Source organism: Amorphus suaedae (assembly GCF_053629675.1).
The window spans coordinates 1,230,814-1,256,534 of sequence record NZ_JBRJIT010000001.1; the positions used below are offsets into that span (position 1 = coordinate 1,230,814).

The following is a 25,721-nucleotide window of genomic DNA, read 5'->3' on the forward strand; positions in this document are numbered from 1 at the left end:
GCGTTCGTACGCTCAAAGATATAAGGGACCCTGATCTGAAAAGTACACCCCGCAAAGGGGATGTGGCCGCCAGACGGCCGACGGACGGGGAAGAAACAAACAGGGGAGGACGTTTCCATGACGTTGCAGACGAAGTCCGTCCTGCGTTCGGTTGCCGCCGGCGTGGTGATGAGCATGGCCGTCGCCGGCTCCGCATCGGCGGAGCTGTCCGTCGACCGGCTGACCATCGCCACCGGTCCGGCGGGGCTCTATTATTCGCAGATCGCCACCGCCCTCACGACCATCATTCAGGAGAAGACCGGCATTGCCGCGACCGCCCGTCCTCACGGCGGCACGTCGCAGTACCTGCCGCAGCTGCATCGCGGCGAGGTGCTTCTCGGCATGAACTCGGGGCTCGACGCCAACGCCGCCTATTCCGGCAAGGATCCGTATCCCCAGGCGATGAACAACATCCGGGCCGTGATGGTGATCGGACAGGCGAACTACTCCTTCATCGCCCGGCGGGACTCCGGCATCGAGACGGTCGCCGACGTGAAGGGCAAGCGCGTCATCACGAGCTATCGCACCCTCGCCCTCTTCGATGACGTCAACCGCGCGATCCTCGCGACCGCCGGCCTGACCGAAGCCGACGTGACCGCCGTTGCGGAGACGAACGTGCCGTCGGCCATCAAGGCGCTGACCGAAGACCGTGTCGACGTCACCGCCGCGATCCTCGGCATCACCGCCCACCGCGAGGCCGACGCCGCCATCTCCGGCGGAACCCGCGTCGTCGCGCTCGGTCCGGACCCGGCACCGATCGATGCCCTCCGCGGCTTCCATGTCGGGATGATCGAGCCGGGGCCCGCCAGCGTCGGCGTTACCGAGCCGACCAAGATCGCCATCTACGATTCCTATCTCAACACCGGCGCGCACGCCGACGCCGACGACATCTACGAGATCGCCAAGATCACTTACGAGAACTGGGGCGAGATGCAGAAGACGGTGCCGGCGCTCCGCGGCATGGATGCCAAACAGATGGTCCCGGCCCGGATCAGCCATCCCTTCCACGAGGGCGCGATCCGCTACTTCCGGGAGATCGGCCTGTGGACCCCCGAGCAGGACGCGCAGCAGGCCGAGCTCCTGAAGCAGTGACGGCGCAGGCGGGTGGCGCCCCGCCGCAGCAAGCCCGCCGCGGGGGCACATCCCGCGGCGGACCCGATGGTGATCCGAGCAGGGCGAATGCAGGCGCTGCTGTCCCGCGGCCTGCCTGAAATATCGCCTGCCTTTCCCCTTGACCCGCAAGGGAGGCCTACGTACCGTGCGGCCTATATAAGGGTCCCTGATCTGACAATGACTCCCCGAAAACGGGGATGCGGCCGCCTCGAGATGGCCGGCGATCAAGGGTGAAACGCGAGGGGAGATATCATGTCCATACAGGCGAAATCCGTCTTCAGGTCGGTCATCGCGGCAGCCGCGATGAGCATTGCATTCGGCCATGCCGCATCGGCAGAGATGTCGGTGGACCGCATCACGGTCGCCACCGGTCCGGCGGGCACGCTGTACGCCCAGCTCGGCACCGCGCTGTCGACGCTCATTCAGGAAAAGACGGGCATTCCGTCGACCGCGCGTCCGCACGGCGGTACGTCGCAGTACCTGCCGCAGCTCCACCGCGGCGAAGTCCTGCTCGGCATCAATTCCGGCCTCGACGCCAACTCCGCCTTTCTCGGCAAGGAGCCCTATCCCCAGGCGATGGACCAGATCCGCGCCGTCCTGGTGATCGCCCAGGCCAAGTACAGCTTCATCGTCCGCGCCGACAGCGACATGAACACGGTGGGCGATGTGAAGGGCAAGCGGGTCATCACCAGCTACCGCACGCTCGCCCTCTTCGACGACGTGAACCGCGCGATCCTCGCCACCGCGGGTCTGACCGAAGCCGACGTCACGCCGGTGGCCGAGACGAACGTTCCGTCCGCCCTCAAGGCGCTGACCGAGGACCGCGTCGACGTTACCGCGTCGATCCTCAGCATTCCGGCCCACCGCGAAGCTGACGCCGCCATTCCCGGCGGAACGCGGGTTCTGGGGCTCGGACCCAACGACGAGCCGGTCAACGCGCTTCCTAGCTTCCATGTCGGGATGATGCAGCCGGGGCCGGCGTCGGTGGGCGTCAAGGAGCCGACCAAGGTCGCCATCTACGACTCGTACCTGAACACGGGCGCGCACGCGAACGCTGACGACATCTACGAGGTCGTGAAGACGACGCACGAAAACTGGGCTGAACTGCAGAAGGCCGTGCCGGCGCTGCGCGGCATGAAGGCCGACGACATCCTGCCGCAGAAGATCAGCCATCCGTTCCAGGACGGCGCGATCCGCTACTTCAAGGAAATCGGCCTCTGGACGCCGGAGCACGACGCGCAGCAGGCGGCGTTCCTGAAGAAGTAGCGCCCCGACGCACCTCAGCCGCCCGGGCAGCAGGCCGCCGCAGAGCGCGCCACCGCCCGGGCCTTCGAGATCGTGATATCCCGCCTCCAAAACAGGGGCGGTGACGAATATTCGGCACCCCATACATGTCGCGCGTCACGTCCGGCCTTCTCAAGCTCTACTACGCCTTCCTGCTGATCGGCGGCGTCTGCTGGGCCGTCGATTTGCCGCTGAGGCTCGGCATCAATCTCGTCGATTCCGAATGGCTCGGGCCCTATCTCGGCGTTGCCGTGGCGGCGGGCTTCCTGCAGCGGCCGTATGCCAAGAAGCCGGGCGTGCTGGAGATCGTCTTCGGACTGGCCGCCATCGGCTGCTGGGGCTGGATGTCCTACAACTTCGAAGGCTGGCTCTTCGACTTCATGGGCACCACGCCGGAGAAGTTCGTGCCGGGCATTGTCGGCATCGTCTTGATGATGGAGGCGCTGCGGAAGGTCTGCGGAACCGGCATCGCCGTTCTCGTCTGGGTGCTGATCGCCTACGCATTCCTGGGCTGGGTGCTGCCGCAACCGTTCGAGGCGGATCGGCTGCCGCCCGAGCGCATCGTCATGTATCTCTACTCCGACACCAGCGCGATCCCGGGTCTCGTCCTGTCGATCGTCGCGTCGCTCGTCCTCGCCTTCATCGTGCTGGGCAAGCTGATGGAGGTGGGCGGCGCCACCAACTTCTTCACCGATCTGGCGATGTCGATGATGGGCCATCGGCGCGGCGGACCGGCCAAGGTCGCCGTGATCGCCTCCAGCCTGTTCGGCAGCGTCTCCGGCTCGCCGGTCGGCAACATCATGTCGACCGGTGTCGTTACCATCCCGCTGATGAAGCGGACCGGCTTCACGGCGGCCCAGGCCGCGGCCATCGAGGCCGTGGCGTCGACGGGTGGCCAGATCGCCCCCCCGGTGATGGGCGCCGCGGCGTTCCTGATGGCCGAGTTCCTGCAGATCGACTACTACCAGGTCGTGCTGGCCGCCCTCCTGCCGGCAGTCTTCTACTACATCTGCCTGTTCGTTCAGGTGGACGCGATCGCCGAGCGGCGCGGGCTCGTCGGCCTGCCGCGCAGCGAACTGCCGCGGATCGGCGCGGTGTTCCGCAAGGGCTGGTTCTTCGTCCTGCCGCTGATGCTGCTCATCTACCTGCTGTTCTGGGCGAACATGGCACCCGCGGCCGCAGCGCTGACCGCCGGCGGCACCCTGCTGCTGCTGGCCTTCGTGATGGGCCGCTTCCGGACCTTCTCCGAGTGGCGCGCTTTCGTGCTCGGCGGCGGCGAGGCGATGATCCCGATCGTGCTGATCGCCGGCGGTGCCGGCGCCGTGGTCGGCGTCATGAACGTGTCGGGCCTCGGCCAGTCGCTCTCGTTCATCGTCATGCAGGTGGGCACCAACTGGGGCCTGTTCGCCATGCTGGTGCTGACCGGCATCCTGTCGATCATCCTCGGCATGGGCATGCCGGTGACGGCGATCTACATCGTGCTGGCAACCGTCATCGCGCCGTCGCTCATCGACATGGGCCTGACCCCGCTCGCAGCGCACCTTTTCATCTTCTACTTCGGGGTGATGTCCTTCCTCACCCCGCCGGTCTGCGTCTCCAGCTTCGTGGCGGCGAGCCTCGCCCGCGCCGGCATGTGGAGCACCGGCTGGATCGGCATGCGCTTCGCCTCGATGGCGTTCATCCTGCCGTTCGTCTGGGCCTACGATCCCGCCCTGCTGATGGACGGCACGCCGCAGGCCATCGTCACCGTCATCTGCACGACGCTGGCGGCCATCCTGCTCATCAGCCGGGTGTCACGCCTTCTGGAGCATCCCAACCCCGCGAGCATCGCGATGGCGCTGGTCGCCGCCGCGATGGTCGTCGCCATCGTCTCGGCACCAGTCTGGGCGGGACCGGAGTCGATCCTGACGCTGGCCGTGGCTGCCGTGGGCTTCGGGATCTATTTCCTGCTTCCGCGTGTGTCGCTGCCCGGCATCCGCAGCGAAGGCGGGCAGGTCGTCGTGCCGGACGACACGGCTCCGCTCGCCGAGGCGCCCGATGGTCTCACCCATGCACAGCCGAAGCGCGGCTGAGGTGACGGCAGGAGCACCGGCGGTGACCAAGGCCGACGACCGCCTGACCGCGAAGCTTGCCGCGTGGCGCAAGGCCTACCCCACCTTGCCTGAGCTGGAGGCACCCGCGCGCCGCCGGCTGCCCTATTTCGCCTACGACTTCCTGCAGGGTGGCACCGGTGCGGAGACCTGCCGCGCCCGCAACATCGCCGCCTTCGGCGACATCACCATCGCCCCCCGCTACGGCATCGACGTCGCCCGGGTCGACACCTCGATCGAACTGTTCGGACGACGCTACGCGGCGCCGCTCGCCATTGGCGCGATCGGAATGGACGGCATGATCTGGCCAGGAGCCGGGACGGCGCTTGCCCGCACGGCACAGACCCACACGATCGCCTATTCCACCAGCACGATGGCCACGGTGGACCTGGAATCCCTGGCACGCACCGCGCCGGACGCCTTCTGGTTCCAGCTCTACGGAATGCCTGGCGGCGACCACCGCACCACCTTCGATCTCGTGCGCCGCGCCCAGGCCGCCGGCGCGCACGCCCTGATCGTCACCCTCGACATCCCGCGGCCGGCCAAGCGCAACCGCGATCTGAAGAACGGCCTGTCGATCCCCTTCCGCATCCGGCCGCGCATGATGGCCGCGGCCGCCACCCGCCCCCACTGGCTCGCAGCCATCCGCCGCGAAGGCATGCCGCGCTTTGCCAATATGGCCGCCTACTGCGGTCCCTCCCCCAGCCGCGAGGACCTCGCCGCCTTCGTCCAGCGCGAGCGGGCAGGTGCCTTCTCGTGGGAGCTCGTCGCCCGGGTACGCGATGAGTGGAGCGGCCCGATGCTGGTCAAGGGCATACTGCACCCCGCCGACGCGGAACGCGCCGTCGCGCTCGGGGTCGACGGCATCATCGTATCGAACCACGGCGGTCGCCAGTTCGACGCCGCACCCGCGCCGATCGACGTGCTGCCGGCCATCCGTGAGGTGGTTGGCGGTCGCGCCCGGGTGCTCGTCGACAGCGGCGTCATGTACGGCGTCGACATCCTCAAGGCGCTTGCCTGCGGCGCCGATGCCGTGCTTGCCGGCCGCGCCTTCATGCTGGGGCTGGCGGCGCTCGGCCCGCTCGGCGGCCACCACGTCGCCAGCACGCTGATGGAGGAGTTCTCCCTCGCCCTCGCCCAATCCGGCCACCTCACCGCCGACGCGGCCCGGTCCGCCACCATTCATCATCCCCACGCCTGGTCCGCCGCCGATTTCGCGGCCCGCGGACCCGCCAGCCCGGACACAGGACACGCACCATGAAAGTCGGAGACGCGATCGCCGAGATCCTGAAGCGCGAGGGCGTCGAACTCGTCTTCGGCTATCCGGTCAACCACGTGATCGAGCACGCCGCCGTCGCCGACATCCGTCCGATCATCGTGCGCCAGGAGCGCACCGGCATCCACATGGCGGACGCCATCTCGCGGATGTCCTCGGGCCGGAAGATCGGCGTCTTCGTGATGCAGAGCGGGCCCGGCACGGAGAACTCCTACGGCGCCATCGCCCAGGCCTACTCGGAATCCGTGCCCATCCTCGTGATGCCCGGCGGCTACGCCCGGCGGATGGCCCACATCGACCCGCACTACAACGCAACCGTCGCGATGCGCGACATAACCAAGTCGGCCGAGCCCATCAACGTGCCGGCCGAGATCCCCAACATCTTCCGGCGCGCCTTCTCCAAGCTGCGCAACGGCCGGGGCGGCCCCGTGCTGATCGAGATTCCGGCCGACATCTGGTCGGAGGAGGTCCCGGAGCCGCTCGATTACCGGCCGGTCCTCTCGACCCGCAGCGGCCCCGACCCCGAGGCCGTCCGCGACGCCGTCGACACGCTCGTGAACGCCCGGCGTCCGGTCATCTATGCCGGCCAGGGCATCCACTATGCCCGCGCCTGGCCGCAGCTGAAGGCGCTGGCGGAACGCCTCGCCATCCCGGTGTGCACGAGCCTGGAGGGCAAGAGCGCCTTTCCCGAGGACCATCCGCTGGCGCTCGGCTCCGGCGGCGCGGCGATCCCGAAGACGGTGCGGCACTTCCTCGATGCGGCCGACGTCATCTTCGGCATCGGCTGCTCCTTCACCCAGACGCCGTTCGGCGTGCAGATGCCGCTCGCCCGCAAGACGGTCATCCACGGCACCCTCGACGCGGATCACGTCAACAAGGAATACGAGGCGACGACGGCGCTGATCGGCGACGCCGCCCTCACCCTCGACGCGCTCATCGCCGAAATCGACCGGCGCGAGATCGGCGCACGGCCCCACGATGCGGTGGCCGAGGAGATCGCCGCGGTGCGGGAGGAGTGGCTCGCCGAATGGCTGCCGAAGCTCACCTCCGACCAAAACCCGATGACGCCCTACCGCGTCCTCTGGGACCTCCAGCATACCGTCGACATCGAGAACACGATCATCACCCACGATGCCGGCAGCCCGCGCGACCAGCTCTCGCCGTTCTGGGTCACCAAGGCGCCGCTCACCTACATCGGCTGGGGCAAGTCGACCCAGCTCGGCTACGGGCTGGGCCTCGCGATGGGCGCCAAGCTCGCCTGCCCCGACAAGCTCTGCATCAACGTCTGGGGGGATGCTGCGATCGGCTTCACCGGCATGGACTTCGAGACCGCCGTGCGCGAGCGGATCCCGATCCTGTCGATCCTGCTCAACAACTTCTCCATGGCGATGGAGCTCCCGATCATGGGGGTGTCCACCGACAAGTACCGAGCCACCGACATCTCCGGGAACTACGCCGCCTTCGCCGAGGCGCTCGGCGGCTACGGCGAGCGCATCACCGACCCCTCGGAGATCGTTCCGGCCATCCGCCGCGGCATCGAGAAGACCCAAGCGGGCATCCCGGTGCTCCTGGAGTTCATCACCTCCCAGGAACTCGCCGCGTCGAAGTATCCGGCCGTCTGACGCCCCAGGCCCAACGGGAGACCGTGTGACATGACCATCGTCCAGTCCCAGACAGCCCTCGTCGTCGGCGAGCTCAAGGACCATTTCGGCGACCGCCTCGCCACCACCGAAGCCATCCGCCTGCAGCATGGCCGCGACATGTCGCGGCTGCCGGCGGCGCTGCCGGACGCGGTGGTCTTCGTCGAGAGCGAACAGGAGGTCCGTCGCGTGGTGTCGGCCTGCTTCCGCCACTCCGTGCCGGTGATCCCCTACGGCGCCGGATCGTCGATGGAGGGCCACACGATCGCGGTGAAGGGCGGCGTCTGCATCGACATGAGCCGGATGAACCGCATCGTCGAGATCCATCCGGAGGACGGCGACGCGGTGGTCGAGGCCGGCGTCACCCGCAAGCAGCTCAACGCGCATATCCGCGACACCGGCCTGACGTTCCCCATCGATCCGGGCGCCGACGCCTCGCTCGGCGGCATGGCGTCGACGCGCGGCTCCGGCACCACGGCCGTGCGCTACGGCACCATGCGCGAGAACGTGCTGGCGCTGCGGGTGGTGCGCGCCGACGGCACCGTCATCACCACCGGCACACGGGCGCGCAAGTCATCCACCGGCTACGACCTCACCCGCCTCTTCGTCGGCGCCGAGGGCACCCTCGGCGTCATCACCGAGGTCACCGTCCGCCTCCACCCGATCCCGGAATGCGTCGCCTCGGCGATCTGCGCCTTCGAGACCGTCGAGGGCGCCGTCAACACCGTGATCGAGACGATCCAGCTCGGCGTGCCGATCGCCCGCGTCGAGTTCCTCGACGACACGGCGATCCGCGCCACGAACCTCTATTCCAAGCTCGGCCTGAAGGAGACGCCGACGCTGTTCCTGGAGTTTCACGGCAGCCCCCGCTGGGTCCAGGAGCAGTCCGAGACGGTGCAGGAGATCGCCGAAGCCAACGGCGGGGCCGACTTCGCCTGGTCGACGAAGGAGGAGGAGCGCTCGCGGCTCTGGCAGGCGCGCCACGATTCCATCTACTCCAACAAGGCGCTGCGACCCGGCTGCGACTGCTACACCACCGACATCTGCGTGCCGATCTCGCGGCTGGCCGAGAGCATCCTGACGGCCCGGGAAGACATCGAGGCCTCGCCGCTGATCGGCAAGATCATCGGCCACGTCGGCGACGGGAACTTCCACATCGCCTACCTGATCGAGCCCGACAACGCGGCCGAGCTGGCCGAGGCGGAGCGCCTCGCCGACCGGCTGGTTGAGCGCGCCCTGAAGGTTGGCGGCACCGCCAGCGGCGAACACGGCATCGGCCTCGCCAAGCTCAAGTACCTGCGCAAGGAGCACGGCGACGCCATCGATTCCATGAAGGCGATCAAGGCCGCGCTCGACCCCACGGGGATCATGAACCCCGGCAAGCTCGGCCAGGCCGGCTGACCCGTTTCCAACCGTTTCGATGCAGCAAGGGAGATCCGCGTGACGAGCCCGGTGATCGACGTCCACACCCACATGATGAGCCAGCCCTACCTCGACCTGGTACGGGAAAAGGGCGCGCCGAAATACACCTTCCGCACGCTGCCGGAGGGCGGCGAGGTGGTGGACATGTACGGGTCCCCGTTCCTCACGCTGTTTCCCGCCATGCTCGACTACGACATGCGGATCAAGGCGATGGACCAGGCCCGCGTCGATATCGCCATCGTGTCGCTGACCTCGCCGAACGCCTACTTCGGCGACCCGGACGTCAGCATCGAGGCCGCACGGACGATGAACGACTGCTTCATCGAGGCCCAGCGCGCCTTTCCCGACCGCATCCGCTGGATGTGCTCGCTGCCCTGGCAGCACCCGGAGCTCGCCAGGGCCGAACTCAAGCGCTGCCTCGATGCCGGCGCGGTGGGCGTCATGGTGCTGGCCAACATCGACGGCCAGTCGCTGACCGATCCGCTGTTCGCCGACATCTGGCAGGCGATCGACGACCGCGCCCTGCCCGTGCTCGTGCACCCGTCGGCGCCTCCGGCCGTCGACCAGCTCGACATGCGCAAGCACAACATGGTGCCGCCGGTGGGCTTCGTCTTCGACACCACCATGGCGATCTCGCGCATGATCTACGACGGCTTCTTCGACCGCTATCAGAAGGTGAAGATCATCGCCTCCCACGGCGGAGGCGCGCTGCCGTTCATCGCCGGTCGCCTGGACATCTGCTACGACAGGATCCCCACCTGCGCCGCCAACGCCGAGGAGCGGCCGACCCAGTACCTCCGGCGGATCTACGTCGATGCCGTCGTGCACCGTCAGGACGCGCTGCAGATGTGCGTCGACGTATGCGGGCCGGAGAACGTCCTCTACGGCTCCGACTACCCCCACAACATCGGCGACATGACCGGCTGCCTCGCCCGGGTGGATTCGCTCGCCGGCGAAACCCGCCACCTGGTGCGCGGCCGCAACGCGGAACGTCTGTTCAGGCTCTGAGGAGCTGGGGCCCGGTCCCGGCGGAGCGGGTCCCGCCGATCACCCCCGACCGAAAAACGGCACCCGGATCGGGACGATGGTGGAATCGATCATCGTCACCTCGTCCGGCAGGCTCGCCATCAGCACGACGATCTTTCCGACGTCGTCGGGCTGGATGCGGTCGGGAGACGGCTGGTCGGTGACGCCCGGAACGAGCGAGGAAACCGTGGCGCCCGGATGCAGCGCCGACGCAGCGATGTTGAAGTCCCGCCCGTCGAGGGCCAGCGCGCGCGTCAAACCCTCCAGCCCGAACTTGCTCGCCGTGTAGGCGGCCGAGTTCGGCCGCGGCCCCTTCGCCGAGATCGAGCCGATGTTGATGATCCGGCCGCGGCCGGCCGGCTTCATCAGCCGGATCGCCTCGCGGCTGCACAGGAACGCCGACGTGAGGTTGGTGTCGATCATCTCGCGCCAGCGGGAGAGGCTCAGCTCATCGGTAGGCGTGGCATCCGCGATGCCGGCATTGTTGACCAGGATGGCCGGGCTGCCGAGCCGCTGGACCGTCTCGCGGAAGAGCGCGACCACCTCCTCCTCGCTGGTCACGTCGGTGGGTACGGCGATGGCGCGCCCGCCGGCCGCCTCGATCTCGGCGACCAGCGCGTCCAGCTTGTCGGCGCTGCGCGCGGCGACGGCGACATGCGCGCCCGCTTTCGCCAGTTCCAGCGCAATGCCCCGTCCGATGCCGGAGCTGGCGCCCGTCACGATCGCAACCCGTCCTTCGATCGAAATCACGATGTCCGCCTTCCCTGAATGTCAGAAATTCTTATCAGCCTCCCTGACACCTTAGCGTGCCGCCCTGACGGGAAAAGGACAATCTGGCGCGACCTGATCGCTCAGCCCATGTTTTTCGCACCAGCCAGGATCGACTGAACGATGCCCTCGTAGCCGGTGCAACGGCAGAGGTTGCCCTCCAGGTCCTCGCGGACGGTGGCCTCGTCGAGCCCGGGGCCGTGGCGGGCGACCATGTCGATGGCCGCCATGATCATGCCCGGCGTGCAGAAGCCGCACTGCAGGCCGTGGTTCTCGTGGAACGCCGCCTGCATGGGATGGGGATCGTCGCCCGTCCGGATGCCTTCGATGGTCGTGACCGTGCATCCGTCGCAGCGCGCGGCGAGCACCGAGCACGCCTTCACCGACCTGCCGTCGAGATGCACCGTGCAGGCGCCGCACTGGCTCGTGTCGCATCCGACATGAGTACCGGTGAGCCGGCACTGGTTGCGCAGGAAGTCGACCAACAGCGTGCGGTCCTCGACCTCGTCGCGCACCTCGGCACCGTTGATGGTCACTGTGATGGTCGTCATGGTCGGGTCCGTTCATCGGGCGGGAAGCAAGCCTCTGCCGCCGGCGGCAAGGGCCACCGCGCAGGGATGGGGAGATTGGAGAGGGACCGGGCCCGGGCGGGCCGGTCTAGCGAGGGAGAGGCGGCGCGCGCTCAGATGCCGACATAGCGCTCGACGACGTCCGCATCCCGGGCAAGGTCGGCCCCGGTACCGCTCCAGACCGTGCGGCCCTTCTCCAGGATGTGATGCCGATCGGCGAGGCGGCGGAGCACGCCGATGTTCTTGTCGATGAGCAGGATCGACTGCCCCTCGCGCTTGAGCCGCACGACGCACTGCCAGATCTCGGTGCGGATGACCGGCGCCAGTCCTTCCGTCGCCTCGTCCAGGATGAGCAGCCGCGGATTGGTCATCAGCGCCCGGCCGATCACCAGCATCTGCTGCTCGCCGCCGGAGAGCGTGCCCGCCCCCTGTCCGGCCCGCTCCTTCAGCCGCGGGAACAGCGCGTAGACGCCCTCGAGCGTCCAGGGGTTCGCGCGCTTCAGCCGGTTCGCCGCCGTGGCCACCAGGTTCTCGCGCACCGTCAGCGTCGGAAACACCTGCCGGCCTTCCGGCACCAGCCCCACCCCCAGCCGCGCGACGGCCTCGGGCACGGCGCCGGTGATCTGCCTGCCGTCGAAGCGGATGTCGCCGCCGAGCACGCGGCAGGCGCCCATGATCGAGCGCACCGTGGTCGTCTTGCCCATGCCGTTGCGGCCGAGCAGCGTGACGACCTCGCCCTCGCCGATCTCCAGCGCGACGTCGAACAGAACCTGGGACTGGCCGTAGGCGGCCTGGAGGTTCGCGACACTCAGCATGCCAGATCCTCCTCGCGGAGTTCGTCGCCCTCGCCCAGGTAGGCGGTGCGGACCTCCTCGCTCTCGCGGATTTCGTCCGGCGTGCCGCTGGCGATCACCCGCCCGTACACCAGCACCGAGATGCGGTCGGCGAGCGCGAAAACGGCGTCCATGTCGTGCTCCACCAGCAGCATGCCCACGCGCGACTTGAGGCCGGAGAGGATCTCGATCATCTCCGCGCTCTCCACCGGGCCGAGACCGGCCATCGGCTCGTCGAGGAGCAGCAGCCGGGGGCGCGATGCGAGCGCCACCGCCAGTTCGAGCTGCTTGCGCTCGCCGTGCGCGATGTTGGCCACCAGCGCATCAGCCCGTCCGGCAAGACCGACCTGCGCGAGGTAGCCGCGCGCCGGATCAAGCAGCCGCTCGTCGTTTCCGGCGCGCTTCCAGAAGCGGAAGCTGTGGCCCTCGCGCACCTGGACCGCCAGCGCGACGTTCTCCAGCACCGTGTAGTCCGGCAGCAGGCAGGTGATCTGGAACGACCGCGCCAGGCCGAGATGCACCCGCCCCGCGACGCTGACCCCGTCGATCGGCCGGCCGTCGAGGGAGATCGTGCCGGCGTCGTGGGACAGCTCCCCGCACAGCTGCGAAATCAGGGTCGTCTTGCCGGCCCCGTTCGGGCCGATCAGGGCGTGAATCTCTCCCGGCAGGACATCGAGATCCACGTGGTCGGTGGCAACGAGGCCACCGAAGCGCTTCACCAGCCCGCTGACGACAAGGATCGGCTCGGTCATTTGCGGCCTCCCGCCAGACGCACGACGAGGCCCTGCACGCCGCCGTGGGTGAAGAGGACCACGACCAGCAGGATCAGCCCGAGCGGGAACTGCCAGTTGGCGGTCCACGAGGCGAGCATGGATTCCAGGACGATGTAGACCGCCGCCCCGATGAACGGGCCGAACAGCGTTCCGACCCCTCCCAGGATGACCATGATCATCAGCTCGCCGGACTTGGTCCAGTGGAGCATGTCGGGGCTCGCGAAGCGCAGAAGGTTCGCGGTCAGTGCTCCGGCGAGACCGGCACCCATGCCGGAAATGATGAAGCCGACGAGCTTGTAGCGGTAGGTGTCGAGGCCGATCGCCGCCATCCGGCGCTCGCTCTGGCGGATCCCGACGAGCGCGGCGCCGAAGCGGGAGCGCACGACGCGCCAGATGACGAACAGCACCATCGCCGCCAGCGCCAGGCAGAGATAGTACATCGTCGCCTTGTCGCGCAGGTTCAGCCCGAAGAACACGTTCGTCCTGCGGATCATCAGCCCGTCGTCGCCGCCGTAGACCTCCAGCGAGACGAACAGGAAGAACACCATCTGCGCGAAGGCGAGCGTGATCATGATGAACTGCACGCCGCTGGTGCGCAGCGACAGCGCTCCGATCACCGCGGCGACCAGCCCCGCGACCAGGATCGCGAGCGGCAGCGTGATGATGAGCTGGTTGGTGCCCGGGATGACGCCGAACAGCGCCTCGCCGGCGTTGTAGTGATAGGCGAGGATGCCGACCACGTAGCCGCCGACGCCGTAGAAGGCGGCGTGGCCGAACGAGATCATGCCGCCGTAGCCGAGCGCCAGGTTCAGGCTCGCGGCGGCGATGCCGTAGATCAGCGCCCGCGTGGCGAGCGACGTGAAGGCGGTGTTGTCGGCCGCATCGGCGATGTACGGCAGCGCCAGGAGCACCACCGCGAGCGCGACGAGGAGAGCGACTTTGACGGGTTTTGCCATGCGGGATCCGGCCGTCCTCAAGCGCTTTTCACGAAAAGGCCCTTGGGCCGGATAAGGAGGACCACCGCCATCAGGAGGTAGATGCCCATGGAAGAGATCCCGGCGCCGAGCGCGTCGGCCTCGGGACCGACCATCACCTCGCGCAGCATGCCCGGCAGGTAGGCGCGCAGGAGGGTGTCGACGACGCCGACCAGCAGGCTCGCGAAGAACGCGCCGCGGATCGACCCCACGCCGCCGATGACGACCACGACGAAGGTGGTGATCAGGATCTGTTCGCCCATGCCGACCTGCACCGCCAGGATGGGACCCGCCATGAAGCCGGCGAACCCGGCCAGCAGCGCGCCCAGCCCGAACACCAGCGTGTAGAGCACGCCGACGCGCACGCCGAGCGCCCGCACCATCTCGCGGTTGGTCGAGCCGGCCCGCACGAGCATGCCGATGCGCGTGTGGTTGATCAGCCCGTAGAGCCCGAGCGCCACCAGCATGCCGAGCACGATGATCGCGAGCCGGAACACCGGATAGATGAGCCCGGGCAGGAGTTCGACCGAACCGGACAGGATCGGCGGCATCGCCACGAACAGCGGCTGCAGGCCGAACAGCATCGTCACCCCCTGATTGAAGATCAGGATCAGGGCGAAGGTCGCGAGCACCTGGTCGAGATGGTCGCGCTGGTAGAGCCCCCGGATGACGACGTACTCGATCACGATGCCGGCGACCGCCGCGCCGAGGATCGCGGCCGGAAGTCCGAGGAAGAACGAGCCCGTCGTCAGCACGACGTAGCTGCCGGCATAGGCACCGATCATGTAGATCGAGCCGTGGGCCAGATTGATGACCCCCATGATGCCGAAGATCAGCGTCAGCCCGGCGGCCATCAGGAACAGCATGAAGCCGAGCTGGAGGCCGTTCAGGAGCTGTTCGAAAAACAACGTCATGCGCGCGTCAGCCCCGGTCGCGATCGGAAGGATGACCGGCGGCGAACGGGCCGCCGCCGGTCGAACAGGTCAGGACGTTACATCTTGCACTGGTCGGAGTAGGCGTCGCCATGGTCCTGGAAGACCGTGCCGATCGTCTTGATCACCGGCTTGCCGTCGTCCCCCTCGACGACCTTCAGCGCGTACCAGTCCTGGATCGGGTGCTGGTTCGGCCCGAACTTGAACTTGCCGCGGACGGAGTCGAAGTCGGCCTTGCGCATCGCGTCGCGGAAGGCATCGGCATCGTCCACGTCGCCGCCGGTCGCCTTCAGCGCGGAAGCGATCAGCTTCGCCGTGTCGTAGCCCTGGCTCGCGTAGTAGGTCAGCGGCCGGTCGTAGGTCTTCTTCCAGGCCTCGACGAAGGCCTTGTTGGCCGGGTTGTCGAAGTCCTCGTTCCAGTGGCTGGACACGTTGACGCCGAGCGCGGCATCGCCGAGCGCGGCCAGCGTCGCGCCGTCCATCGAGGGTTCGGCAACCACCATCGGGATCGTGTCGAGCAGGCCGGCCTGCTTGTACTGGCGCATGAAGGCGATGCCCATGCCGCCCGGCTCGAACTGGAAGACCGCATCCGGCTTCGCGTCGCGGATCTGGGCCATCTCGGCGGCGAAATCGGTCTGGCCGAGCTGGGTGTAGACCTCGCCGACGATCTCGCCCTTGAAGAAGCGCTTGAAGCCGGTGATCGCGTCCTTGCCGGCCTGGTAGTTCGGCGCCAGCACGAAGGCCGTCTTGTACCCGAGGTTGGTGGTGTTCTGACCGGCGCTCTCATGCAGGCTGTCGTTCTGCCACGCGACGACGAAATAGTTCTCGTTGCAGCCCTCGCCCGCGAACGTCGACGGCGCGGCGTTCGGGCTCACGTAGAAGGCGCCCGCGTCGAGGATGTCCGGCACGGTGGCGCCGGCAACGTTGGAGAACACGATGCCCGTAAAGATCTTCACGTCGTCGTCGTTCAGGAACTTGTCGGCGATCTGGCGGCCGTTGGCGGGCTTCAGCCCGTCATCCTCGACCATCAGGTCGACCGGCACGCCGCCGAGCTTGCCGTCTTCCATGCCCAGCTTGAAGCCGTCCAGGATGTCCTGGCCGAGATAGCCGGCCGGCCCCGACAGCGTGGTGATCAGGCCGATCTTCACCGAATCCTGGGCCAGTGCCGGTGCGGCGGCGAACGCCGTGAGCGCCAGCGCGGCGCCAATTCTCTTCATGTTCATTGGTAGTTACCCCTCACTGCTGCTTCTTAGGTCTGGATGTCGCCGAATACAGGCTCCCTGCCCGCCTCAACGTTCAGCGGACGGTAACAGAAGTCGCCATCGTCCTGCACCACGTGGCCGAACACGGGCACGGGAAAGTGGTAGGGAGCGAGCACGGAGCCCTCAGCGGCCGCTTGCGACAGGATCCGCCGGCGGGTGGCGCGCGCCTCGTCGGGCCGAAGGCAGAAATTCGAGACGAGATCGAGATCCGTCATCTGCAACGGATGATGGATAACGTCCGCGAGGAACAGGATCTCGTCCGTTCCCGCCGTCAGCCGGACGATCGACATCCCATCCGTGTGACCGGGTGCCGGCTCGAAGCGGAGGCCGGGAACAATCTCTCCCGGCGAGTCCAAAGCCTCGTATCCCACGCTCTCGATGATCGGAGCGATGCTGTCGGAATACGCTCCATGCAGCAGCATGGTGCCGCCGTCCGCCTCCGCCCTGGCGGTCCAGAAGGCGAGCTCGCGCCCTGGAACGACATAGCGCGCATTGGGGAACGTCGGCTGCCAGGACGTCCCGGTCCAGATCGTGTTCCAGCCCACGTGGTCCGCGTGAAGATGCGTCGTCACCACGAGGTCCACGTCGCCGGGCTCGATCGACAGCGCCGACAGCGTCTCCAGGAACGGTGCTGCCCGTCGGTGCCAGGCCGGCCGATCGGGCCGATCCTTGTCGTTGCCGATGCCGGCATCGACAAGCGCGACAAAGTCAGGCGTCTCGATCAGATAGACGTTGAAGTTGAGCCGCAGGCTGCCCGTCTCCGGCTCGAGCGTTCCCCGCGGAACGTGCGGCTTCGCCCGTTCCAGGTCCGCGTCGGTGAGACCTGCAAACATCGCCCGGGCCGGCCAGACGATGCTGCCGGGCTCGGGGATGCAGGTGACCGAGATCGGACCGGCTTCCAGCCGGTCGACGCTCGTTCCAAGAGTGCTGAGCTGCCTGCGCACGACTTTCATGGGTCGGATCAGAGGCCGCATTCCGCGGCGAACGGATCGCCGTGATGCTCGAGAATCTTGGCCCGTGTCTTGAGGGTCATCGCGCCGTCGTCACCGGGCGCGACCGTCATCGCATACCAGTCCTGGATGGGGTGCTGGTTCTTTCCGAACGCGAAGTATCCGCGGACGGACTCGAAGTCGGCCTTCAGCATGGCGGTGCGGAACGCCTCGGTGTCGTCGACGCTGCCGCCCGTCTGCTTCAAAGCCGCGGCAATGGCGCGCGCCGTGTCGTAGCCCTGGGCCGCGTACATGGTCGGCGTGCGGCCGTAGGCTTCCTCGAACTTGGCGACGAATTCCTTGTTCGCCGCGTTGTCGAGGTCCGTATTCCAGGCGCCGGACACGTTGAGGCCCTCGGCGGCTTCCCCGACAGCCTTCAGGATGACGTGGTCCATCGACGGCTCGGAGACGACCATCGGGATGGTGTCGAGCAGTCCGGCCTGCTGATACTGGCGGGTGAACGCAATCCCGAGCCCGCCCGGCTGGAACTGGAACACGACATCGGGAGCGGCCGCGCGGATCTGCGCCATTTCCGCCGCGAAGTCCGACTGGTCGAGCTTGGTGTAGATCTCGCCGACGATCTCGCCCTTGAAGTAGCGCTTGAAGCCCTGGATCGCGTCCTTGCCGGCCTGATAGTTCGGCGCGAGGACGAAGGCCCGCTTGTAGCCGAGGTCGGTGGCGTTCTGGCCGGCGCTGCCCTGCATGGTGTCGGTCAGCCAGGAGACGACGAAGTAGTTGGCGTTGCAGTCCTTGCCGGCGAACTCCGAAGGCCCGGCGTTCGGGCTGATCATGATGGCACCGGCCTCGACCACTTCGGGCACGACCGCTCCGGCAACGTTGGAGAAGATCAGCCCGGTGAACAGCTTCACGTCCTCGTCGGTGAGGAAGCGATCGGCGATCTGGCGGCCGTTCGCCGGCTTCAGGCCGTCGTCCTCGATCATCAGATCGACCGGAACGCCGCCCAGATTTCCGTCTTCCATGTCAACCGCCAGCTGAAAGCCGTCACGGACGTCCTGCCCCAGATAGCCGGCCGGCCCCGACAGGGTGGTGATGAAGCCGATTTTCAGGGGATCCTGCGCCATCGCGCCGGCGCCGCCCATGGCGGCGGCAAACACGCCCGCCGCCAGACAAACTTGACCAAATTTCATGCCACTACTTTCAAAAAAGGCAGTTCCAGACTGCTGGGTGCAAGGATGTCGTGTTCCGGATCGCTCAGATCTTCACCCAGCCTTCCGGCGGTGCCTTGCCCGGGTGGATCGCGCCGCACTCCGGGCACTTGCGCTCCGCCTCGTTGGCGTAGAACGCCTCGTAGATCGGCGGCAGGTCGCGCACGATGCTCTTGAGCGACACCTCCACCCGCTTCACCAGCGCGTGGCACTCGAAGCAATACCACTCGAAGGCATCGAGCTGGTCGGCGGCGCGCTTCGGCTCGACCACCAGGCCGACCGAGCCGACCTGCGGCCGCTGCGGCGAATGGCGCACGTGGGGCGGCAGCATGAAGATCTCGCCGGCGCGGATCGGCACGTCGTAGAACTCGCCGTTGTCGACCACCTTGAGGACCATGTCGCCCTCGAGCTGGTAGAAGAATTCCTCGACCGGATCGTCGTGATAGTCGGTCCGCTTGTTGGGGCCGCCGACCACCGTCACCATCAGGTCGGCATCCTCCCAGACCTGCTGGTTGCCGACCGGCGGCTGCAGCAGGTGCCGGTGCTCCTCGATCCAGTTCTGGAAGTTGAAAGCGGAAAGTCGTCGTCCCGTGCTCATGCCCTTCGTCCTCTCAACTGCTTCCATGTTCGCGATGCCGGCCCGGCCGGCCTAACCCGCCGTCTTCAGCCCGCAGCCCTCGAATGCCGTGTGGATCGCGGTCTTCTCCGCCTCGGTCAGTTCCAGGCAGGGAGGCCGTACCTTGCCGCCCACCTGGCCGAGCAGGTCCTGCCAGTATTTCTGCTGGGCCTGCGGCTTTTCGGGGGGGCGCGTCGACTTCAGCGCCGCCCGCACCGGATCGAGGCTGGCGCTCACAGCCCTTGCCCTGTCCGCCTCGCCGGCAAAGGCCAGGTCGGTGTACTCGCGCATGCGCAGGTCGTGCTTCGTCTGGATCAGGTAAGGCGGCGACGAGCAGAGATAGAGCCGCCAGTCGAGTTCCAGGATGTTGTCGAGCCATTCCTTTTCGGACGCCGTCGACACGATGATCCGGTCGCCGGCAAGCCGGGTCAGCTCCACATACATCTCCCGCGGAACCGAGTACTTGATCGCCACGACGTTCTCGATGTCGGCGAGCTTGTTGCAGAGTTCCGGGCTCATCAGGTAGCCGCTGTCGGGGTGGCTCCACAGCGCGATGCCGATGTCGACCTTGTCGGCGATGGTCCGGTAGTAGTTCAGCAGCGTTTCGTCCTGCGCCTCGTAGAAGTGCAGGATCGGCGCGTGCACGACGATGTAATCGGCGCCGCAGGACTGCGCGTGACGGGCAAGCTCGATCACCGTGTCCATGTTCTGGTCCGAGCACGACATGATCGTCGCCGCCCGTCCGCCACAGGCGTCGACCGCCAGGTCGAAGGTGCGCTTGCGCTCGTCGAGCGACATCGAGAAGAACTCGCCCTGCTTTCCGGCGATGAAGAAGCCGTCGATCTTCAGATCCTCGATCCAGTGATCGATGTTCGCCCTGAGGCCGTCCTCGTCGATCGCGAGCGTGTCGGTGAACGGCGTCAGGGCGGCGGCCCAGATGCCCTTCATGTTCTCGAACGCGTAGGCCTTCGCGTCCTTCTTTGCGTATTTCATCGGTCGTTTCCGCCTCGCGCGTTCGTCGGCCTGCCCGCGATGGCACGCCAGACCTTTTCACTCGTCAATGGCATTTGAAGATCGTGGGGCCCGAACGGCGCCACGGCGTCGCAGACCGCGTTGAAGATCGCGGCCGGAACGCCGATGCATCCCGCCTCGCCGACCCCCTTCGCGCCGAGCGCATTCGACGGCGACCGGGTGACGATCTTCTCGATCTCCACCGGCGGCATGTCGTCGGCGCGCGGCAGCGCGTAGTCCATCAACGATCCTGTCAGCAGCTGGCCGTCCTCGTCGTAGACCAGCCGCTCCAGCATCGCCTCGCCCAGCCCCTGGGCAAGCCCGCCGAGCATCTGGCCACGCGCCAGCAGCGGATTGACCACGACACCCGCATCGTCGACCCAGACCAGCCGCTCGATGCGGGTCTCTCCGGTGTCGCGATCGATCGCGACCGCGGCCAGGCAGGCGCCGCTCGCCCAGGCCTCCCCTTCCGCGTGGTAGACGGTGGAGCAGGTGAGCGTCGCGGCGCCCGCCTCGCCCCGCTCGTGAAGCTGGCGGGCGAGATCGGCGAGCCCGATGGAGGCGCCCGTCTCGCCGCCGTAAAGTCGGCTCGGCTGGAACCGGATCATGTCCGCCGGGCACTGCAGCAGTTCGGCCGCGGCGCCGGCGAGCTGCGTCCTGAGCCCTTCGCAGGCGCGCAGCATCGCGCTGCCGCCGATCGCGGTGGAGCGGCTGGCGAGCGCACCGAGACCGGACGCCGCTTGCGATGTATCGCCCTGCCGCACCGTGACCGCCTCGGGCGTCGTGCCGAGCGCATCGGAAACGATCTGGGCGAATGCGGTTTCGCGCCCCTGCCCCTGGGCGCTGGCTCCGGTCGTGGCCAGGAACGTGCCGTCGGCGCGCAGGGTGACGGCCGCGCTTTCCCAGCCCTGGCCGCAGGGCTCGATGTAGAGGCACACGCCGATGCCGACGATCTCCCCAGCCGCGCGCCGACGGGCCTTGTCCGCGCACAGGTGCGCGTAGTCGCTGCGCGCGCGCAGCGTGTCGAGAAGGCGCGCGAAATCGCCGGAATCGACGTCGGCGCCGGTCAGGCGCGCGAGCGGCATCGCCTTGACATCGGCGACGTTTCGCAGGCGAAGTTCGATGGGATCGATGCCGGTCGCCCGGGCGCCCTCGTCCATGAGCCGGTCGAGCAGCATGGCCGCCTCGGGCCGGCCGGCGCCGCGATAGATCCCGACGGCGGCGCGGTTCGTCATGTGCGAGCGCGCGGCGACGTCCAGCGCGCCGATCCGGTAAGGACCGGGAAGGATGCGCAGCGCGTTGTTGGGCGGCACCACGGCGCTGTAGGTCATCCAGTGCCCCTGCTGGAAGACGAGCCTGGCCCGCAGCGCCAGCGCCCGCCCGTCCGCGGAGAACGCCATCTCGCCCGTCGTCGTGGCGCCGCGGCCCTGGGTCGCCGCAAGCAGGTCCTCGCCGCGCTGGGCGCACCACTTGACCGCGCCACCCACGGCACGCGCCGCGAACGCGACCATCACGTCTTCCGGATAGATCGAGGCCTTGCCGCCGAACGCCCCGCCCACATCGGGCGCGATCACCCGCACCCGGTCGGACGGCAGGTCGAGGATCCGGCAGAGGTCCTCGCGCACGCGGTAGGGCGTCTGGGTGGAGCACCAGGCCGTCAGTCCGTCCTCGCCCCAGACGGCAAGGGCGGCGCGCGGCTCCATCGGCGTCGGCGCGACCAGCGCGTGCTCGATCCGCACCGACACCACGTGATCGGCGGCGGCGAAGGCGGCCTCGGCATCGCCCGCGGTCAGGGCCTGCTCGACCGACCGGGCACCTTGCGCTCCGCTCTCGACCGGCAGCGCGTCGATGTCGATCTCGATCAGCAGCGCCGCATCGCGGGCGACCGCGGCGGTTTCGGCCACGACGGCCGCGACGGGCTGACCGAGCGCCCCGACGGTGTCGCCGGCAAGCACCTCGAACGGCACTTCGACGAGATCGGCGATGATGGGATTGATGGCATTGCGGCCGAGCGGGCCGAGATCGGCGGCGGTGAAGACGGCGATCACACCGTCGGTGGCGCGGGCCGCCTCGCAGTCGATGCCGGCGATCCGGCCGTGGGCGTAGGGGCTGCGGGCAAAGGCGAGATGCAGGCAGCCGTTCGGCTGCAGGTCATCGACGTAGGTGCCCCGGCCGCTGGTGAAGCGGTCGTCCTCGCGCCGCAGCATGCTGCGGCCGAGCCAGGGCATGGTCTCTACGGATGCGGACGTAACGCCCAAGCTGCCTCCCGACTGCGCAACGGCGGAATTGACCAATCTGCAGGCAACAGGGAAGCATCGCCCCACCTATATGTGAAGGCAGCATTACGTGATAAATTAATCTGAAATTCCTATAAATCGGCCCGATGCGCATCACCCTGAAACAGATCGAGTCCTTTCTCGCCGTCGCCGAAAGCGGAAACTTCTCCCGCGCCGCGACGCGGCTCCAGTCCGCGCAGCCGGCGGTTTCGCAGGCGGTGAAAGAACTTGAGACGGAGCTCGGGGTCCGGCTCTTCGACCGGACCACCCGGCGCGTCGAGCTGACCGACGCCGGCCGGGAATTCCAGGCATCCGCGGAGAAGATCGTCGAGGATCTGGGACACGCCGTCACCAATCTCAACGCGCTGGCCGAGCGTCGCCGGGGCCGAATCCGCATCGCCGCGCCGCCGCTGCTGGCCGCGTCCGTGCTGCCGGAGGCGATTGCCGATTTCCGCCGCGAGGCTCCCGGCATCAGTGTCGAGTTGATCGATGCCAGCACCGACGCGATCATCGAGAACGTGCGGTCGGGCCGCGCCGAATGCGGGCTCGGGACCTTTCCGCCCGGCGGGGATCAGATCGAGCGGCTGCCGCTGGCCCGCGACGAGCTCATGCTGTTCTGCCGCCGCGATTCACGGCTTGCCGGCCAGGACCGCGTCGAATGGGCGGACCTCGCCGGCGAGGCGCTTGTCACGCTCACCCGCGGCAGCGGCATCCGCGTCCTCACCGAAGTGGGCTTTGAGACGGTCGGCGTCGGGCTGGTGCCGAGCTACGAGGTGAGCCACGTGACGACCGCGATCGCGCTCGTCGAAGCCGGCCTCGGCGTGGCGGTGCTGCCGACCTACGCGCTCGCGGCGGCGCGCAACGGCGCGCTGACGGGACGGCCGCTGGTCGCCCCGACGATCGCCCGCGAGATCCAGCTGATCCACGCCAGCGGACGGTCGGTGTCGCCGGCGGTGGCCGCCTTCACGCCGATCCTGCGGCGCTGCATCCAGCGCCTGAAGCCGGCCTTCCAGTAGGCCCCGACGACCGGCCGGGATCGAGGGAAGCGCTCAGCCGGCCTGCCGTCCGCCGATCAGGTCGAGCAGCGCATGGCCGAGCGCGGTGCGGTCGGAGGCGAGATCGAGCACCACATCGAAGTGATGGCGATCCGGGATTTCCATCAGCGTCGACGGGAAACCGGCGTCCTGCCAGGCCTTGTGGAAGGCCTCCGACTGGCGCCCGAACCCGACCGACTCGTTGGCCGCGTAGGCGACCACGATCGGGCAGCCCACCTGCGGAATGTTCTCCGCCGGGCTCAGCGCCGCGACGTCGGCGTCGGTGAGCGTCAGCCATTCCGAGACGAACGACCTGGCGATCGGCGCCAGGTGGAAGAGGCCGCTGACCGGCAGCGCGCCCTTCACCAGGGTCTCCGGCACGCCGAAATCCGCGTGCCAGCCGCCGGCCAGCACCGCCCCCGTCAGATGGCCGCCAGCCGAACTGCCGCCGACGTAGATCCGCTCCGGATCGATGCCGTAGCGCCGGCCCTCTCGGTGCAGGAAGGCCATGGCTGCCCGCACCTGCCGGACGATCTCCTCGAGCGAAACTTCCGGGGCAAGCTGGTAGTCGACGGCCACCGTCGCGATGCCGTGGCGGGCCAGCATTTCCGCCATGAACGCCGACTCGTTCTTCGACAGCGCCCGCCAGTAGCCGCCGTGGATGAACACGAACGCCGCGCGCGGCTCCTCGCCGCCGCCGAAGATGTCGACGGTCTGGCCGCTCGCCTCGTCGTAGACGACGTCCAGCGCGGTGGCGATCTTGCGGGCGGCGACGGAGCCCTCCCGGTAGCGCTTGACGGTCTCCTCGAAGACCTCCGCGGAGACCGTGGCCCGCGCATTGTAGTCGCTGTTGATGGTGTCGACCGGCAGCCCGGCCTCCTCGGACAGATCACGCACGCTCGTCACTGAAACCCCCGAAACAATTGCCGTTGCCGGCATGACGGCCGACTCGGTGGGCGACGATAACGGCAAAACGGCGCGCGGAGAATCGCCGTTGTCGGTGCGCGCGGATTCCGCCGCGCCAAACTGCGCGTTTCTGCGCGTTTCTGCGCTTTTTTGCGCGTTCGCGCACGGCAGCCGACGCGCACCCCGCGCGGGCCGGATGGCGCGCCTGGACGACCGGCTCGCGCCAACGTTGTCAACGACCGTAGCCCGCATGTAGTCTTTCTAAACAAGAAGACGAACACCTCAGGGAGAGCGCACACGGAGATGCCGCCGTGTGCCGATTGCGGGATGGTCACAGGCCACGACCCCTACCTCGTCGCGCTCTCGGTGATTGTCGCGATCCTCGGCGGCTACACCGGCTTCGGGCTCGCGGCGCGCGTCCGGGGAACGCCCGGCGCGAACCGGCGCCTGCTCCTGTCCGGAGCGGCCTGCTTCCTGGCGGTCGGCATCTGGACGATGCACTTCGTCGGCATGATGGCCTCGCCGGTGTCCGACGGGGCGACGTTCCTGGTCCTGCCGACGATCGTGTCCTTCCTCATCTGTGCGCTGGTGGTCGGGGTCTCGCTGTTCTTCGTGTCGGTGGGCGAGCCGTCGGACGGGCGCGTCGCGGCGTCGGCCCTGCTCCTCGGGACGGGCATCGTGTCGATGCACTACGTGGGCATGCGCGGGCTGATGACCGGCGACCACCCCGTTCACGACCCGGCGATCATGGCGGCCGCGGTGGTGATTGCGGTGGTGACCGCGTTCGGGGCGCTGCGGATGTTCGTCCGGCCCCAGGCCGGCATGCGGCTGGCCGGCAGCGCGGTGGCCTTCGGCATCGCCGTTTCGGGCATGCACTACACCGCCATGTACGGGATGACCGAGCTGCCGGTCTGCGCCGTCGGCGATCCCGTCGGCGGGCTGACGGTCTCGGAGGCCGTGCTCTCGCCGATCCTGGCGCTGCTCTGCTTCTTCATCGCGGCCGGCTTCCTGCTGTTCCTCATACCCGATCCGCGCCCGCGCGCCGCGCCGCTGGTGGCGGGCGGGCCCTCCGGCCTCGACGTGGCGACCGCCTTCGACCCCGGCGAGACGGACCGGACCGACAGCCAGCCGCCCGAAGCCCGCCCCTCGTCGCCGACCGACGCGCCGCCCGCCGCCGCCCATGCCGCCCGGGTTCCGGTGGAGGGGTCGAGCGGCACCTATTTCGTGGCGGCGTCGGAGATCCGCAGCATCAAGGCGAACGCCCACTACACGCTGGTGCACGACGGGGTGCGCGAGCGGATGAGCCCGTGGTCGATCTCGCAGGCGGAAGCCCACCTCGACCCCCAGGCCTTCATCCGCGTCCACCGCAGCCACATCGTGGCGCTCGCGCATGTGGCGTTCCTGCGCAAGGAGGGCGACGGCGCGGTGGTGGAACTCGAGGGCCCGACCCCGCACCTGGTCCCCGTCAGCCGCGCCCGCGTCACCGACCTGAAGTCCCGCCTCGGGCTGGCCAAGGCCGCCGAGAGCGCCGCCGCGGAGCCCGAAAGGGTCTGAAACCCTGACGCAGTTCGTGCGGCGGAAGCCGCCGTTCGTGCAATTTCCCGCGCCTCGTGCCCCAGACGGCGGGCTGATCTTGCCACCCCGGCGAGGGAAGCCGAGCCTTTCCATCAACGTCCCGAGATCGCGTGTTTGCGAGACTCAAAAAGGACGGATGGAGGACAC

Annotated in this window: 22 protein-coding genes; 9 read left to right on the top strand and 13 right to left on the bottom strand. The window is 68.2% G+C overall.

Annotated elements, in window-relative coordinates; genetic code table 11:
• Window positions 1-117: 117 nt before the first annotated feature.
• From AB7M35_RS05515 to AB7M35_RS05545, 7 genes are all read left to right on the top strand, one after another.
• Entirely contained in the window at window positions 118-1,131 is a 1,014-nt protein-coding gene (locus AB7M35_RS05515) for a TAXI family TRAP transporter solute-binding subunit (protein WP_453957899.1), read from the top strand.
• A 273-nt stretch (window positions 1,132-1,404) separates the two neighbouring features.
• On the top strand, window positions 1,405-2,418 hold the full coding sequence (locus AB7M35_RS05520; RefSeq protein WP_453957901.1) for a TAXI family TRAP transporter solute-binding subunit: 1,014 nt from the start codon (window positions 1,405-1,407) through the stop codon (window positions 2,416-2,418).
• A 125-nt stretch (window positions 2,419-2,543) separates the two neighbouring features.
• Complete coding sequence (locus AB7M35_RS05525) at window positions 2,544-4,508, top strand: TRAP transporter permease (RefSeq protein WP_453957902.1); 1,965 nt, start codon at window positions 2,544-2,546, stop codon at window positions 4,506-4,508.
• 22 nt (window positions 4,509-4,530) lie between these two features.
• Window positions 4,531-5,787 (top strand): alpha-hydroxy acid oxidase, encoded by a 1,257-nt coding sequence (locus tag AB7M35_RS05530; RefSeq protein ID WP_453957904.1) that lies wholly within the window; start codon window positions 4,531-4,533, stop codon window positions 5,785-5,787.
• A complete protein-coding gene (locus AB7M35_RS05535; RefSeq protein WP_453957906.1) occupies window positions 5,784-7,424 on the top strand; it encodes a thiamine pyrophosphate-requiring protein in 1,641 nt (546 codons plus the stop codon). Before AB7M35_RS05530 ends, AB7M35_RS05535 begins: the two co-directional genes overlap by 4 nt.
• 30 nt (window positions 7,425-7,454) lie before the next feature.
• Window positions 7,455-8,843, top strand: a complete 1,389-nt coding sequence (locus AB7M35_RS05540; protein ID WP_453957907.1) for an FAD-binding oxidoreductase — start codon at window positions 7,455-7,457, stop codon at window positions 8,841-8,843.
• A 39-nt stretch (window positions 8,844-8,882) separates the two neighbouring features.
• Window positions 8,883-9,872, top strand: a complete 990-nt coding sequence (locus tag AB7M35_RS05545; protein ID WP_453957909.1) for an amidohydrolase family protein — start codon at window positions 8,883-8,885, stop codon at window positions 9,870-9,872.
• Window positions 9,873-9,911: 39 nt separating this feature from the next.
• On the opposite strand, the gene AB7M35_RS05550 is transcribed toward AB7M35_RS05545, so the two are convergent.
• The 12 genes from AB7M35_RS05550 to AB7M35_RS05605 all read right to left on the bottom strand — a co-directional run bounded on the left by AB7M35_RS05550 (window position 9,912) and on the right by AB7M35_RS05605 (window position 22,041).
• Window positions 9,912-10,640 carry an SDR family NAD(P)-dependent oxidoreductase gene (locus AB7M35_RS05550; RefSeq protein ID WP_453957911.1) on the bottom strand — a complete coding sequence of 243 codons (729 nt, stop codon included), beginning with the start codon at window positions 10,638-10,640 and terminating at the stop codon, window positions 9,912-9,914.
• Window positions 10,641-10,741: 101 nt separating this feature from the next.
• On the bottom strand, window positions 10,742-11,209 hold the full coding sequence (locus AB7M35_RS05555; RefSeq protein WP_453957913.1) for a (2Fe-2S)-binding protein: 468 nt from the start codon (window positions 11,207-11,209) through the stop codon (window positions 10,742-10,744).
• 131 nt (window positions 11,210-11,340) lie between these two features.
• Complete coding sequence (locus AB7M35_RS05560; protein ID WP_453957915.1) at window positions 11,341-12,042, bottom strand: ABC transporter ATP-binding protein; 702 nt, start codon at window positions 12,040-12,042, stop codon at window positions 11,341-11,343.
• Window positions 12,036-12,812 (bottom strand): ABC transporter ATP-binding protein, encoded by a 777-nt coding sequence (locus AB7M35_RS05565; protein WP_453957917.1) that lies wholly within the window; start codon window positions 12,810-12,812, stop codon window positions 12,036-12,038. Before AB7M35_RS05565 ends, AB7M35_RS05560 begins: the two co-directional genes overlap by 7 nt.
• Window positions 12,809-13,789 (bottom strand): branched-chain amino acid ABC transporter permease, encoded by a 981-nt coding sequence (locus AB7M35_RS05570; protein WP_453957918.1) that lies wholly within the window; start codon window positions 13,787-13,789, stop codon window positions 12,809-12,811. Before AB7M35_RS05570 ends, AB7M35_RS05565 begins: the two co-directional genes overlap by 4 nt.
• A gap of 17 nt (window positions 13,790-13,806) precedes the next feature.
• Entirely contained in the window at window positions 13,807-14,721 is a 915-nt protein-coding gene (locus AB7M35_RS05575) for a branched-chain amino acid ABC transporter permease (protein ID WP_453957920.1), read from the bottom strand.
• Window positions 14,722-14,798: 77 nt separating this feature from the next.
• Window positions 14,799-15,962, bottom strand: coding sequence for an ABC transporter substrate-binding protein (locus AB7M35_RS05580; protein ID WP_453957921.1), 1,164 nt, complete (start codon window positions 15,960-15,962; stop codon window positions 14,799-14,801).
• Between the two features lie 26 nt (window positions 15,963-15,988).
• The gene (locus AB7M35_RS05585) at window positions 15,989-16,954 is read right to left on the bottom strand and encodes an MBL fold metallo-hydrolase (protein ID WP_453957922.1); all 966 of its coding nucleotides are present in this window, start codon (window positions 16,952-16,954) and stop codon (window positions 15,989-15,991) included.
• An 8-nt stretch (window positions 16,955-16,962) separates the two neighbouring features.
• Window positions 16,963-18,138, bottom strand: a complete 1,176-nt coding sequence (locus tag AB7M35_RS05590) for an ABC transporter substrate-binding protein (RefSeq protein ID WP_453957923.1) — start codon at window positions 18,136-18,138, stop codon at window positions 16,963-16,965.
• 64 nt (window positions 18,139-18,202) lie between these two features.
• Window positions 18,203-18,754 carry a 3-hydroxyanthranilate 3,4-dioxygenase gene (locus AB7M35_RS05595; protein ID WP_453957924.1) on the bottom strand — a complete coding sequence of 184 codons (552 nt, stop codon included), beginning with the start codon at window positions 18,752-18,754 and terminating at the stop codon, window positions 18,203-18,205.
• Window positions 18,755-18,805: 51 nt separating this feature from the next.
• On the bottom strand, window positions 18,806-19,765 hold the full coding sequence (locus AB7M35_RS05600) for a dihydrodipicolinate synthase family protein (RefSeq protein ID WP_453957926.1): 960 nt from the start codon (window positions 19,763-19,765) through the stop codon (window positions 18,806-18,808).
• The gene (locus AB7M35_RS05605) at window positions 19,762-22,041 is read right to left on the bottom strand and encodes a xanthine dehydrogenase family protein molybdopterin-binding subunit (RefSeq protein WP_453957927.1); all 2,280 of its coding nucleotides are present in this window, start codon (window positions 22,039-22,041) and stop codon (window positions 19,762-19,764) included. The genes AB7M35_RS05600 and AB7M35_RS05605 overlap by 4 nt, the downstream gene beginning before the upstream one ends.
• Before the next feature lie 125 nt (window positions 22,042-22,166).
• On the opposite strand from AB7M35_RS05605, the gene AB7M35_RS05610 reads away from it, so the two are divergent.
• Entirely contained in the window at window positions 22,167-23,075 is a 909-nt protein-coding gene (locus AB7M35_RS05610) for a LysR family transcriptional regulator (protein ID WP_453957929.1), read from the top strand.
• Window positions 23,076-23,108: 33 nt separating this feature from the next.
• Here the strand turns inward: AB7M35_RS05610 and AB7M35_RS05615 are convergent, their stop codons facing one another.
• The gene (locus AB7M35_RS05615; RefSeq protein ID WP_453957931.1) at window positions 23,109-23,990 is read right to left on the bottom strand and encodes an alpha/beta hydrolase; all 882 of its coding nucleotides are present in this window, start codon (window positions 23,988-23,990) and stop codon (window positions 23,109-23,111) included.
• Window positions 23,991-24,326: 336 nt separating this feature from the next.
• Between AB7M35_RS05615 and AB7M35_RS05620 the strand changes: the two genes are divergently transcribed.
• A complete protein-coding gene (locus AB7M35_RS05620) occupies window positions 24,327-25,553 on the top strand; it encodes an MHYT domain-containing protein (RefSeq protein WP_453957932.1) in 1,227 nt (408 codons plus the stop codon).
• The last annotated feature ends 168 nt before the right edge of the window (window positions 25,554-25,721 follow it).